The sequence below is a fragment of the Acididesulfobacillus acetoxydans genome (assembly GCF_902729405.1).
Classification (GTDB): Bacteria; Bacillota; Desulfitobacteriia; order Desulfitobacteriales; family Desulfitobacteriaceae; genus Acididesulfobacillus; species Acididesulfobacillus acetoxydans.
Map to the genome: position 1 here is coordinate 3161079 of NZ_LR746496.1, position 13253 is coordinate 3174331.

The window sequence follows — 13253 nt, forward strand, 5'->3', positions numbered from 1 at the left end:
CCATTCGACCTGACTCCCGAGCCGCGCCTTGGCCTCTGCCGGCCTAAAGTCCTTGTCTTTTTTCTTTTTCCCTGCCGGCGTTTTCTCCGCACCGGCGTTTACTTGGCAATTTACTCGTCTGCTTGGGACAATTTAATCCAACGGTTTCATCTCGTACCAGTTGGGGCCGGATTTACATTCGACCGTGAGGGGAACCGAGAGGGGCAAAGCATTCTCCATTTCTTCTTTCAGGATCCCGCTCACTTCGGCCAATTCTTCCGGAGCCACCTGGACCAGGAGTTCATCATGGACCTGGAGCAGCAAATCGGCCCGGTACTCCCGCAGCCGTTCAGCCACCCCAATCATAGCCAGCTTCATAATATCCGCCGCCGTCCCCTGTACCGGCGTATTCATGGCAATGCGCTCCCCGAACCGGCGCTGAGTGCGGCTTGGATGATAGAGTTCGGGAATGCGCCGCAGGCGTTTGAGAAGGGTCCGCACCTGGCCTTCCTCTTTCGCCTTAGCCACAACCCCTTCCAAATATTCCTTGACTCCGTGGTAACGGGCAAAATACTGCTCAATATAGTATTTGGCTTCAGAGCGGGGAATACCCAAGTCCCGAGCCAGACCGAAATCCGTTAAACCGTACACCAAGCCGAAATTAACCGCTTTCGCCCGGCGCCGCAGCTCCGGTGTCACCTCCTGCCAAGGCAGACCGAAAACCTCGGCCGCGGTCCGGGTATGAACATCCTGCCCCAGAGCAAACGACTCGCACAACAGCGGGTCCTGGGAATAGTGGGCCAAAATGCGCAGTTCAATCTGTGAATAATCTGCCGACAGGAGGACCCATCCTCTCTCCCCGGGCTCAAAAACCCGTCTCAACCTGCGCCCATATTCCAAACGCACCGGGATGTTCTGCAGATTGGGCTCCGTGCTGGACAGCCGGCCGGTAGCCGTCACTGTCTGTTGAAAAGTCGTGTGAATCAAACCGTCCCGGACCTGAGCCGAAAGCCCGTTGACATACGTAGACATGAGCTTGTTTAACTGTCGGTAATCCAGAATCTTTCCGATCAAAGGATGAGCCGCCCGGAGTTCTTCCAAAGTCTCCGCATCGGTCGAATATCCCGTTTTGGTCTTTTTAGCCGGCGGCAGACCCATTTTTTCAAATAAGATCTTACCCAGCTGCTGGGTGGAATTAATGTTGAAATGCTCACCCGCCTGCTCATAGATCTCCTGTTCCAGACTTTTCAAAGCACCCCGCAGTTCCCGGCCAAATGATTCCAACTGCGGCAGGTCTACGCGAAGCCCGGTCCGCTCCATCCGGGCCAGGACAGGGCTCAGGGGCTCCTCCACTTCTTTAAGCAAAGCCCAAAGTTCCCAGTGTTTCAGTTCCTCCTCCATCTTAGCCCAAATCTGAGCCAGGGCAGCCGCTTCTCCGCTCAAATCCGCAAACGGCTCAGTCTGAGGAAAGTAATCGCGCACCAAATCCAGCGGAGTGAACTTCGTCCGTGCGGAATTGAGAAGATAAGCCCCCAAGCTGAGGTCTATTCTCAGGCCTTGAAGCGCATTCCCTTCTTGCTGCAAAAGGGACGACAGGGCCTTGTAATCGACGACGACTTTCTCCACCGCCGCATCCCGCAAAAGCTCAGACCAGGCCGCCTCCACCCGGGAGGAGACTTTCCCTTTTTCCAACCGGTAGGTCCGGCCCGCCGCGGCTATGGCCCATGCCTGCCACTGTCCCCAATGCGGACTCGCCCCCGCAAAACGATAAGCCAGGCTGAGAACGGCCCCCGTCTCCGCCCAGGTCTGAAATATCTCCAGCCATTCCTTGTCGCCCAGGGGAGTCTCCGGCCATTCTTGAGGGTATTGTTCGCGGTGTTCTACCCGGTGTTCTTCGCGGCGTTCTCCCCGGCTTTCTTCACCGTGTTCTCCCCAGCCGTCTTCGCGGCCTTCTCCCGGCCCCGTTGGCCGTTCCGCGGCAGGTATCCCTTCTTCTCCCGGCCTTATCCCCGCCGGTTCCGGCGATAGCGGTTCTGCCGCGGCCCCGAAGGCCGGCACCGAACCTCTTGCGGGCACCGGCTCCTGCTCCGGAGCCATTCCTCCTTTGGGCACCGGCCCGGCCTCCGGCAACGCCCCTCCTGCGGGCCCGAACCCTCCCTCCGTCACGATCCCGCTATCCGCCGCCGGGTTCGTACGGTGCGTTTGCTGCCGGTCCGCGGACCCCGCAACCGACCCGGCTCCGCTCCCGGCCCCGGCCGCACCGCCATAGCGGCCGGCGAAAAGGCGGGCCACACTGCGCAGATCGTAGTCATGGAGAACTTTTAAGGCCCGGTCATACGGAGGCTGCCGGTAAACGAACTCATCCAGGGAGAATTCCACAGGAACGTCTTTTAACATAGTGGCCAGTTTTTTGCTGAGCAACGCCTGCTCCGCATAGTCCTCCAGACTTTGCCGGAGTTTCTTGCCGGATACCTGAGCGCACCCGTTTAGGGTTTCTTCCACACTGCCGAACTGCCACAACAATTTCAGGGCCGTCTTTTCCCCTATGCCGGGAACCCCCGGAATGTTGTCTGAGGCATCACCCATCAGACCTTTGAGATCGATGATCTGGGACGGGCGCAATTCATATCGTTCCCACAGGGCGGACTCATCATAAGCCTCCACCTCGCTGATCCCTTTTTTGGTCAGAAAGACCGTGGTCCTGGGAGAAACGAGCTGCAAAGCGTCCCGGTCGCCCGTGTAAATCAGGGTCTCCCAGCCCCTCTCCTCAGCCCCGGCTGTCACCGTCGCGATCAGGTCATCCGCCTCATACCCGGCATATTCCAGGATCGGCACGGCTAAGACTCCTAAAATTTCTTTCAGAAACCCAAACTGCGGCCTCAACGCTTCCGGAGTCGCTTTCCTCTGCGCTTTGTAAGCGGCATATTGTTCGATCCTCACGGTTGCTTTCGTCTTGTCAAAGGCAACCACCCAGTAGTCCGGTACCTGCTCCTGCTGCAGCCTAAACAGCATTGTCAAGAAGCCGTGCAGGACATTCGTGGGCCGCCCGTCGGCGGCCGTCAACATCGGCAGCGCATAAAAAGCCCGATTGGCTAAACTGTTCCCGTCCAGAATCACGATTCGGGGCATCTGTGCCCCCCCTTTCTTCTCCAACCACCCAGGCAGTACGGTTTTTTCTCTACCACTCAGACCTTAGCATAGAAAAAAACTCATCCAATTCGAGATGAGTAGTTCCGTTTCCTTTTTCCCCTGCCATTTTACCGCAAGAAGCGCTGAAGTGCAATCTTTGCCGGCTTATCGACCACCGGGAAGCCCCGGACATCCGGGCATCGACACTCTAACGAAAGCCATCGGCAGAGATTAGACTGTTGGTCCTCATTAATGTAAAATGGGTAAACAGGTCTTGAACTACCTATGCAAGGGATGGGACAGGCGAAGCCCGGACATCCGGCACTGAACAATCAATCGATTAAGGGTTCCGGTTTATCGAAGGTTTATCGGAGGTGCACACGTGAATTTTAAGGGTGTCCTGATTGGACTCATGGTCTTTGTCATTATTGGAGCATTCCACCCCATCGTGATCAAAAGCGAGTATTATTTTTCGAAACGAATCTGGCCAATCTTTCTCCTAATCGGAGTGCTGCTGCTCGGCGCTTCCCTGTTCATCCACAGCGAAACGGGCTCCGCAATTTTTGGTGTCATCGGGTTCACCTGTCTCTGGAGCATTAAGGAATTGAAAGAACAGGAAGAACGCGTCAAAAAGGGCTGGTTTCCGAGCAATCCAAAGAAAAGAGAATGACCGGAGAAACCAACTCGTCCTTGCCACTTAGCCCTCCAACTCAGCCTGCACCAGAACGGCATTTTGACGGCTTACCGCTCCCGCGCCTCCGAAGATTGTGTAGGGCAGGCCCTGAAATTTATGTAAGAAATTCCTCGTGTCCCGGTCCAGTCTGTCCGGCAGGAGTACGAGGGGCTCATCCCAGAATCCGGCATAGGCAGAACCTGCCAGAGCGTCCGGATAATTGCGGCCTGTAACGAGACACACCCCTCCCGGAGAATCCGGATAGAGGGCCGTAAGCAAAGCCCGGCTCGTGGCGTAACGATCGGTGCCCCCATATCGCACCACCGTCCCCGCCAAAGTCTTAAGCTCTTGAGCCACCTCCGCACTGACGGCTCCTTCTCCCCCGACTATGATTATCTTCGCCGGTTTAAGGGCCGCCAGATAATCCCGAACTGGCCCGGGGAGGGAGTCCGAAGGCACCGGCAAAATCGGACAGCCCTGGGCGGCGGCGTAAGCCGCGACTGTCAGCGCATCGGCATAGCCGGCGTTCGTGACCACAAAGGCCATACCTCCGCCGGAAGGATTGAGATTCTCATCGATCTTTAAAGCCGTAGCCGTCCGATCCGACCCACCCAGTCTGATAATGTCAGCTTGCGGTATGCCGGATCTCGCCAGTTCCCTCTCTGCCTCCGGCCCCACCGCGGACGTCCCCCCCAGGATATAGACCGACCCGGATTTCGCCAAATGCGCCCCGATGTAGTTCAAGGCGGGTTGTGCCTGCGCCGGACCCTTACCCACCAACAGGATAGGGGCATGGTATTTATGACTCAGGACAGAGCCGGTAAGAGCATCGGGCCAATTGTCACCGGCAGCCAGAATCACCGCCGGAACCCGGCCGGGATAAGTGGCTTGCGCGATCAGCCCCGCCGTGGCAAAGCGATCCGTCCCCCCGATTCTCATACCGTTATCGCCCAGATTCTCAGCCACCTGCCGACCCGGCCAAACCTTCCCGGGGAGCTTAGCTTGCATTGCGTGCCAAACCAATTTCCCCAGTAGACGATAGCCTGCCGCGTTGGGATGAATGTCAAAGAGATCGGGCAAATATCTTTGCGGATCCGCGGCAATAGCCCCCTCCGTGGACACGAATGTCACCCCCTCCGAGGAGGCCGCCGTACTTAAAGCACTATTGAGCCGGGCCAGAGCCGCTCTGAGCGGTGCTTGCTCCCCCTGCGGCAAACCCCAAAAGGGATTATAATACCCCAGCAGGCAGACCTGAGCCCGCGGGGCCAAGGTCTTAATTTGTCTCAGGATCTTCTTTACATTATCTTCTACTTGGGCTGTCACCCGCTTGACCGTGTCCGGATCCACAGACACGGTTCCTTGCTGCCAATCAATGCGGAGCGTGTCCAGAAGATCGTTGGCTCCGATATCCAGGGTCACCAAATCCGCCTGGGACAGGCGTTTTTGGATGCCGAGTGAATCCCGGTTTCCCGGCAGATCCACATGCTTGTTCTCTCGCAGCTCTTGCAACTGATCCTGAGTTGTAAAGCCCGGCACGGCGTAGCGTTTATCAAACTGAGCCAAAAGCCCCGCGGCTCGCAGATCATCTGCCACATAATCGGCATAGCCTTTACCCAGAGTGCCATTGGGCGCATACCCGGCCGCTAAAGAATCGCCCAAAGCCACATCGTTCAGTTTAGCCGGTACCGCCCCCAACCGGATCGAACCCGCAAAAGCGGCGACGCTCACCAGGAGCACCGCCAAAAAAACTAACTTCACCCGATGAGAACGGTTTCCTTTTCTGGACACTCCCACTGCTCTATCCTCCACCCTGTTCATCAACACTCTAATTCTAACATACAGCGCCAAACATTCGATACCTAAATACCGCTGTCCTTTGCCCCCGCAGCCGGATAGGCCTTTCAAAGACTCATTAGGAAGGCCCCTGCCATCTGACGACCATTACTGTAAATGTAACTGTGACCCGGGCCCGGCATTTCCTATCAGTATTTCCTCTGCTGAAATTAGCTTATCACAAACTACCCAGGCAAAACAGCCTAACCTTATATGATCCGCACAGAACATCCGACGAGTGCAGCAATAATTCGACTTCCTCCCAAGTTGCATTATCATCCTGCTTGATTTCGCTGTACTTCTTTGATAAGGGTACCCTGCTTAGCTTTATCGTGACAATAAGAAACGGCCTCCTTACGCTGTTGCGTTAAGAAGCCGTTTTTGTGTATCTACAGCCGCTGTTTAAACGAGCGCCGGTTTCACTGCCCTTCCGGCTTGGCCTTTTGGATCAATTGGCCTCCTCTTGAGCCAGCTGCTCCGCAAACTGAGCAAACCTATCCAGAACCTGCTCCGCCTTATCGCCTTCGACGGTAACCTGAACCCTGTCGCCCTGGCTGATCCCGAGTCCGAGAATTGCCAAGAGACTTGTGGCGGGGGCAGATCTTTCCCCTTTGCTCAGCGTAATCTTCTCCGCGAAATCCTTGGCGAAAGCTACCAGCTTAGCCGCCGGACGCGCATGCAGTCCCGACCTGTTCTTTATAATGATTTCTCTTTCCATGAGAAGTCGGCCCCCTTATAGTTTTATGTCGGTCAACACAGTCAGATCGCCGTGCAACTGCAAAATGCTCGCCGGTACCTCCGTACCCACCGGGCCGTAGAGCACCTTACGCAAGATATCGGCTTTCGCATCCCCGCTGACCAACAAAAGAATGCGCCTAGCCTGCATGATTGTTCCGATACCCATTGTTATGGCCTGACGCGGGACCTCGGCCTCCCTGTTAAAAAAACGCGCATTCGCCTGTATCGTAGCCGGGGTAAGGTCCACCACGTGCGTCCGCACCTCCAAGTTATGCGAGGGTTCGTTGAACCCAATGTGCCCGTTCAGCCCCAGGCCGAGCACCTGCACATCAATGCCCCCCGCACGCTCAATCGCCTGATCGTAGCGCCGGCACTCCGCGGCCAGGTCGGTCCGGTCACCTCTCGGGATTTCCGCCGCCTCAGGCGCCAGGTCGACTTTACCCCAAAAATGCTCCCGCATGAAGGCTGCGTAACTCTGGGGATGGCTGGGCAGCAAGCCCACATACTCGTCCAGATTAAATGCCCGTACCGCCCCAAAGCTCACCAAACCTTCCTGAAACAGCCGGACCAGATAGTGATACATCCCGACCGGAGTTCCGCCCGTGGGCAGCCCCAGCACGGAATCGGGCGACGTGAGAATTTCCCGGGCAACCCAACGCGCCGCCGTCTGCCCCAAAGCCTGATTGTCTCTAACCGTGATAATTTCCACGTTCTGCCGCCTCCTTCGTTTTCATCCTCTCAGCCGTAAAGTCCGTCCGACATCTGCGCCGTCCGGCAACCCGTCTCTACACGCTCTGATCGAATACTTGCTCCGTCTTTACCCCTATCTTTCTCATCACACTCGCTGTCTCTCCTCAGTTTAATCGAACACCGGCTCTCCGCGCAGCCAGACTTGACGGAGGTCAAATTCGGACGACAGGCGCAGGAAAGTGGCTTCTTTGCCCACTGACAGGCTTCCCAGCCTACTATCCACTCCCAACATCCTAGCCGGATTGAGAGTAGCTGCCCGCACGGCCAAATGCACGGGATAATGCGCCGCCCTCAAAACCCGCAAGCCCTGGAGCAAGGGAAAGGCACTGCCTGCGATAGTGCCGTCTGCCAAACGGGCCACTCCGCGCTGAACGAAGGTCCGCTGCCCCCCCAGTTCATACTCCCCATCCGGCATCCCCACCGCACGGGTTCCATCCGACACCAGGACCACACTTTCGTCCGCCTTAAGACGCAATACCAGTTGAAGAATACTGGGGTGGATGTGAACGCCGTCCGCTATGAGCTCAAGCGAGATTCTGTCATCCATCAGGGAGGCCGTCAAAAGACCGGGCTCCCGGTGATGAATTCCGGGCATGGCGTTGAAAGCGTGCGTTACCCGGGCCAGGCCCCAACCCGCAGCCTCCAGCATCTTGTCATAAGAAGCGGACGTGTGGCCGGCGGACGGAAGGATTCCGCCATCCCTGCAAGCCTCTATCAGTTCCCGGGCATCGGGCCGTTCAGGCGCTAAAGTTAGGATGCGCACCAGTCCGGGATAGTCATGCACAATCCGCCGCACAAAATCGGCCGCTCCGACCGAATCTTCCGGCCAAATTCCCTCTGCCGCCTGAGCTCCCTTATAATTCGGAGACAAAAACGGCCCTTCCAGGTGAACCCCCAGGAACTCCGCCCCCGCCGTCGCTCGGTCCTCTGCACGGCAGAAATTTTCCCCGGCACGGCCCGCCCCGGCGTTCGCCGCGAAACGCGCCCTCAATTCTGAGAGCACTTGCAGAATCTCCCCCGGAGCTGCCGACATGGTTGTCGCCAAAAAAGCGGTCGTGCCCTCTCGGAGGAGAGCGCCGCGAACAGCATCCAACGCGGCGGTGGTCCCGTCCATCGTATCAAAACCGCCGGCCCCGTGCACATGGGTATCGATTAAACCCGGAACCAAAAAGTCACCATTCAGATCCCACTCGACCTCGGGACTCGGGCCAGGTGCCCTCGAGCGCAGGACCCGGTCAATTTTCCCTCCGGAAAACCAAACCTCGCCGTCCGGGTAAACCCCATCCGGCAAAACCAATCGCGCACCACCGATTTTCATGTTCTTCATTTCCGCGCCTCCGGCTCATCATAAACTCAACCTCTTAGGCAAATAGCGGGCTGTGCAAAAACTATCTGCAGACCGCCTGTATAGAACCGACCGTTCGTCCCCAGGCTATACCGAAACTTGCCGAAGTAATCCCGCGTCTCCTCCAAGGACATTAAGCAGAAGGCCTCTGCTTCAGCCAAAAATGCCCAAGCCGTCTACTTGAGCCGGTATCTGAGGACCACATCCCTGCCGGCTTCAACAACAGGTCGGTCACCCGGTCGCATCTCAGCTACTTTATCGGCATTGGATATGACCACCGGAGTGACGAAAGACATTCCTTTCTCGGTCAAAGTCTTCCGCTGTATTTTGAGAACCGGATCTCCCGCTCGCAGCGTGACCCCCTCCTCGGCCAATCTTTCAAAGCCCTCGCCATTAAGTGTGACGGTGTCCATGCCGACGTGAACAAGTATTTCCAAGCCATTGCCCAAAACCATGCCAAAAGCGTGATTTGTGCGGAAAATAAAGCTCAGCTTACCGTCTGCCGGAGCCAGGACGATGTCTCCCTCTGCCTCAATCGCGATCCCGTCTCCCGCCATTTTTTGGGCAAACACCGGGTCCGGTACCTGTGCGAGCTGCAAAAGCTTGCCGCTGACCGGAGCCACAAGTTCGTAAGGTTTCTTGAAGATATTCAACATTTTCATTCCTCCGTTGTAATCCGTCGTGTATTACAAAAACTAAAAAGCACGAGTTTTTGCAACTCGTGCCTGTCTTAACAGTGACACGTCGATGCTTCTAGTATAGTAACCCCGGCACCATCTGTCAACACGCATAAAGAGCACCTGCTCATTTAGCTTATAGCTTATCCTCTCCTTGCTCCCGTAAATCCCTCTCCTTGCTCCCATAAATTCCTCTCCTTGCTCCCGCAAATTTCTCATTTGCCCCCTACCCTTCTCTCGGCATCCCTCAGTTTTTCGATATGCACAGCAATGTACCCGACTTCATCGGGGACCACCTTCTTCCCAATCGTTTCTTCCAGCAGAACCGCTACTTTTTTGGCAATAGCGTAAGACTCTTTATATTCCCGTTTTATGCTTTTCAGCAGCCTGTTCTTGATGAGCGCTCCCTTAAGAAGCCTCTCCACCGTGAAGCGGATGTGGGTCACGAAACGGGCATAATCCAACGAAGTCTTGTCAATCTCCAGACCCAGTTTATCCTCCACCAGCTCGCAGATGGAGTTTGCCAGAAAAGCGTATTTAATCGTGTTGGATAGTTTGCCCTGGTTACGCGCGGAGTGAATGTGCAGAGCAATGAACCCGATCTCGCCATCCGGGATCCGGACAGCGGTCCCCTTTTCTAAAATGGCGGCCGCTTTAAGCGCGAGGGCATATTCCCGGGGATAAAGTGTCTCAGTTTCGATGAGAAAAGGATTGACGATTTCGTCATGCTGCCTGAGCCTATGCAGGGCAAAAGCAATGTGATCCGTCAATGACACGTGGATCTTTTGATCAAGCTCTTCGTTGAGTTCACGGCTGAACATGAAAATGACCTCTTCACACAGGCCCACCGTCTTGGCATCCACTTGAGTGATAAGCTCCGAGAACTTCTGCCTGTTCTCGTCCTCCAGGGTAAAAACCTTCTCGATTAAGGCGCCGTCCTGGAAAGCATCGCCTGCACGCAGGCCGAAACCTATCCCTTTGCCCAGGAGGACTTTCTCCTGCTGACCGTCCGTAACCCAGAGGACGTTATTGTTAAACGCTTTATGCACCGTATATTTGTCTGGCATTCCCATATTCTTCCCACCGTTCTAATTCTCAAGGTTCGACTCGCAGGGTACCGGCCTGACTGAATCCGGAGCCTCTTGGTCAAAAGCAGGCCAAAACAGTCCGGTCCGGTTGACAGCCCCAAGGAATAAAGTTATAATGCAGACATAAGTCAATATTCTTTATAGCACACTACAGCGTGTTACCGCAATGGGCATGAGCTGGGAAAGTTAAATTTTTCCCTGCTCGGCTCATTTTGTTTTTTTGCGCCTCAGTCTTTTTCCCTCGGGACCACTGCTTTTGCTTTCTTTTAGCACCGCTATTTTCTTTTAGCACCGTCGCTTTCTTTTAGTACCGCTGTTTTTGCTTCTGCAAATTATTCTTCTTTTCAAATTATTTTTTTCACCTTGGTTTTTTTTCCCGACAGTTCTCTTTTTTCACACCAATGTTCTTTTCTCCGCCCTGTCTCCGTTCGTGTCTGTTTTTCCGCTGTTATTAATTTGGTTGGCGTACGAAACCGAATTAATATAAGTCATGATTATGATGAAAAATGGGAGGGAGATTTATGGCTAACAAAGCTTTGGCAAACGCTCAAAGACTGGGCAAAGCGTTAATGACCCCTGTCGCCGTATTGCCTGCGGCCGCCCTGCTGCTTCGGCTCGGACAACCCGATGTCTTCAATCTTCCCTGGATGAGTGAAGCCGGGAACGCCATTTTCGGTAATTTGGCCCTAATCTTTGCCATAGGCATCGCGATTGGTCTGGCCGAAGACAACAATGGCGTCGCGGGGCTCGCCGCCACCGTCGGGTACTTTGTCCTGACAAAAGTGGCCGTGACTTTTAACAAGACCATCGACATGGGGGTCTTAGCCGGTATCTTGGTAGGCATTCTGTCAGGTTACCTCTACAATCGTTTTAAAGCGACTAAGTTGCCGGACTTTCTCGGCTTCTTCGGGGGAAAACGTTTTGTTCCGATCCTAACCTCTCTGACAACCTTGATTCTGGGTGTGATCATGGGCTACGTTTGGCCCCTGGTGCAAAACGGAATCAACGCCGTCGGCAATACCATCGCCTCTTCCGGCACCATCGGGGCCTTCTTCTTCGGACTCTTGAACCGTCTGCTCCTGCCTTTTGGCCTTCATCACGTTATTAATTCCCTCGTTTGGTTCCAATTTGGCACCTTTACGACACCGGCCGGCAAAGTCGTGACCGGGGATCTCACCCGCTTTTTTGCGCACGATCCCACGGCCGGAACCTTCATGACCGGATTCTTCCCCATCATGATGTTTGGCCTCCCAGCGGCCGCTCTGGCCATGATTACAACCGCCAAAAAGGAAAACCGCAAAGCTGTCACAGGAATGCTGCTCGGTATTGCCTTTACTTCCTTCCTCACTGGCATTACGGAACCCATCGAGTTTTCTTTCATGTTCCTGGCGCCGGGGCTCTACCTCATTCACGCCTTTCTCACCGGCACCTCCCTTGCTTTGTGCACGGCCTTGGGGATCCACGCCGGCTTCGGCTTCTCAGCGGGTCTGATCGACTACGTACTGAATTGGGGCATCTCGACCAAGCCCTATCTGTTGATTCCGATCGGCTTACTCTACGGTGCGATTTACTATTTCCTCTTTGTCTTCTTTATTAAAAAATTCGACTTGCCCACTCCCGGACGCGTAGATGACGAAGAATCCGTGACCCTGTCAGGATTGGGCAACAGCGAACTCGCCGGCCGGGCCGGGGACATCCTGGCAGCCATCGGTGACAAGGAAAACATTAACGTCATCGATGCCTGTGTCACTCGGATCAGGCTGACCGTCAAGGATCCAAATAAAATTGACGAGAACCGCCTCAAGCAAATCGGCGCCACGGGTATCATGAAAATGGGCGGCAATAACTTCCAGATCGTCGTCGGCACGGTCGCCGATCCACTGGTGACCCACATCAAATCCCTCATGAAAAAGTAGAGCCCGCACCTAATGACCCGCCTCATAATCCCAACCACCTAGGGCATGACACATCGGCCCAGTTCAACGCCGCGCACGCGACGGCCATACATTCACTTTAGAAGGGAGAAGAACAATATGGCAAAAAGAGTACTCGATTGTTCGGCCTCGGACTTTCGCCACATGTCCGCGCAAGAGATCCTCGAAGGAATAGCCGCCGCCGAGGGCCGGACACTCGTAGCCGAAATTATCGGTGCCCTTCAGCCTGTCCTGATGTCGGTCAGCAACGCGGAGCTGGCCGCCGCCTTCGGGGCCGACATTCTTCTGTTAAACTTCTTTGATGTTTATGCCCCCGTCTTTCAGGGCTTGCCCGCGACTTCGCGTAATGAAGACTCGGTGATTCAGAACCTAGAAAGGCTCACCGGCCGCCTTATCGGGATTAACCTCGAACCGGTAGATCCGGACCAAGAAACTCTGGGGGAGATTCGTCCGCTCCCTCCGGGACGGCTGGCCAGCGCTGACACAGCTCGCGAAGCCTGCCGCCAGGGCACCCGCTTGATCATGCTCACGGGCAACCCCGGCAGCGGCGTCTCCAATCGGGCTATCTCCCGCTCCCTGCGGGCAATCCGGGACGCTTTGGGCAGGAAAATTATCCTGGGCGCGGGAAAGATGCACGCCGCCGGCTCGCGTCACGAAGCTGGAGCCAACCTGATTAACCACGAGGACGTCGCGGAATTCGTCGCGGCCGGTGCCGACATCATCCTCCTGCCGGCCCCGGGCACCGTCCCCGGCCTTACAGTTGAATACGCGAAGTCTCTGGTCGACCGGGCGCACAGCCTGGGGGCGCTGACGCTGACAGTCATTGGCACCTCCCAGGAAGGTGCCGATCCGCAGACTCTGCGTCAAATTGCCTTAATGTGTAAAATGACAGGCACCGACTTGCATCACCTGGGAGACGCCGGAGCTTTTTTGGGCATAGCCACCCCGGAAAACATCATGGCTTACTCCATCACGATAAGAGGAAAGAGACACACCTACGCGCGCATGGCCCGCTCCGTCAACCGCTGACTGCTGCCCCGCACGCTCCCGACGAAGGGACCGATTCCGGACTTTTTGCACCCCGCTCCGTCAACCGTTGACTGCCTG

10 protein-coding genes are annotated in these 13253 nt (G+C 55.6%); 3 read left to right on the forward strand and 7 right to left on the reverse strand.

All coding sequences use genetic code 11. The features are described 5' to 3' along the window. Window positions 1–132: 132 nt before the first annotated feature. A complete protein-coding gene (gene polA, locus MNU25_RS14040) occupies window positions 133–3108 on the reverse strand; it encodes a DNA polymerase I (RefSeq protein ID WP_240985637.1) in 2976 nt (991 codons plus the stop codon). 382 nt (window positions 3109–3490) lie between these two features. On the opposite strand from polA, the gene MNU25_RS14045 reads away from it, so the two are divergent. Continuing rightward, entirely contained in the window at window positions 3491–3778 is a 288-nt protein-coding gene (locus MNU25_RS14045) for a DUF4491 family protein (RefSeq protein WP_240985638.1), read from the forward strand. Between the two features lie 27 nt (window positions 3779–3805). Here MNU25_RS14045 and MNU25_RS14050 read toward each other — a convergent pair whose 3' ends face one another. The 6 genes from MNU25_RS14050 to MNU25_RS14075 form a co-directional block, all read right to left on the reverse strand. Continuing rightward, the gene (locus tag MNU25_RS14050) at window positions 3806–5539 is read right to left on the reverse strand and encodes a cell wall-binding repeat-containing protein (RefSeq protein ID WP_240985639.1); all 1734 of its coding nucleotides are present in this window, start codon (window positions 5537–5539) and stop codon (window positions 3806–3808) included. A gap of 523 nt (window positions 5540–6062) precedes the next feature. Further along, window positions 6063–6332, reverse strand: coding sequence for an HPr family phosphocarrier protein (locus tag MNU25_RS14055; RefSeq protein WP_240985640.1), 270 nt, complete (start codon window positions 6330–6332; stop codon window positions 6063–6065). Between the two features lie 15 nt (window positions 6333–6347). Next, a complete protein-coding gene (gene nagB / locus MNU25_RS14060) occupies window positions 6348–7061 on the reverse strand; it encodes a glucosamine-6-phosphate deaminase (RefSeq protein WP_240985641.1) in 714 nt (237 codons plus the stop codon). 150 nt (window positions 7062–7211) lie between these two features. Next, window positions 7212–8429 carry an N-acetylglucosamine-6-phosphate deacetylase gene (nagA, locus tag MNU25_RS14065; RefSeq protein WP_240985642.1) on the reverse strand — a complete coding sequence of 406 codons (1218 nt, stop codon included), beginning with the start codon at window positions 8427–8429 and terminating at the stop codon, window positions 7212–7214. Window positions 8430–8623: 194 nt separating this feature from the next. Further along, window positions 8624–9103 carry a PTS sugar transporter subunit IIA gene (locus MNU25_RS14070; protein WP_240985643.1) on the reverse strand — a complete coding sequence of 160 codons (480 nt, stop codon included), beginning with the start codon at window positions 9101–9103 and terminating at the stop codon, window positions 8624–8626. A gap of 236 nt (window positions 9104–9339) precedes the next feature. Then, window positions 9340–10191, reverse strand: a complete 852-nt coding sequence (locus MNU25_RS14075; RefSeq protein WP_240985644.1) for a PRD domain-containing protein — start codon at window positions 10189–10191, stop codon at window positions 9340–9342. A gap of 542 nt (window positions 10192–10733) precedes the next feature. Here MNU25_RS14075 and nagE point away from each other — a divergent pair. Both nagE and MNU25_RS14085 read left to right on the forward strand, forming a co-directional pair. After that, window positions 10734–12128 (forward strand): N-acetylglucosamine-specific PTS transporter subunit IIBC, encoded by a 1395-nt coding sequence (nagE, locus tag MNU25_RS14080; protein ID WP_240985645.1) that lies wholly within the window; start codon window positions 10734–10736, stop codon window positions 12126–12128. Between the two features lie 117 nt (window positions 12129–12245). Further along, entirely contained in the window at window positions 12246–13175 is a 930-nt protein-coding gene (locus MNU25_RS14085) for a DUF7916 family protein (RefSeq protein WP_240985646.1), read from the forward strand. The last annotated feature ends 78 nt before the right edge of the window (window positions 13176–13253 follow it).

Coding starts and splice junctions, on each gene's coding strand:
- nagE (WP_240985645.1), top strand. CDS start 10,734: ATGGCTAACAAAGCTTTGGCAAACGCTCAAAGACTGGGCAAAGCGTTA.
- nagA (WP_240985642.1), bottom strand. CDS start 8,429: ATGAAGAACATGAAAATCGGTGGTGCGCGATTGGTTTTGCCGGATGGG.
- MNU25_RS14085 (WP_240985646.1), top strand. CDS start 12,246: ATGGCAAAAAGAGTACTCGATTGTTCGGCCTCGGACTTTCGCCACATG.
- MNU25_RS14075 (WP_240985644.1), bottom strand. CDS start 10,191: ATGCCAGACAAATATACGGTGCATAAAGCGTTTAACAATAACGTCCTC.
- polA (WP_240985637.1), bottom strand. CDS start 3,108: ATGCCCCGAATCGTGATTCTGGACGGGAACAGTTTAGCCAATCGGGCT.
- MNU25_RS14055 (WP_240985640.1), bottom strand. CDS start 6,332: ATGGAAAGAGAAATCATTATAAAGAACAGGTCGGGACTGCATGCGCGT.
- MNU25_RS14070 (WP_240985643.1), bottom strand. CDS start 9,103: ATGTTGAATATCTTCAAGAAACCTTACGAACTTGTGGCTCCGGTCAGC.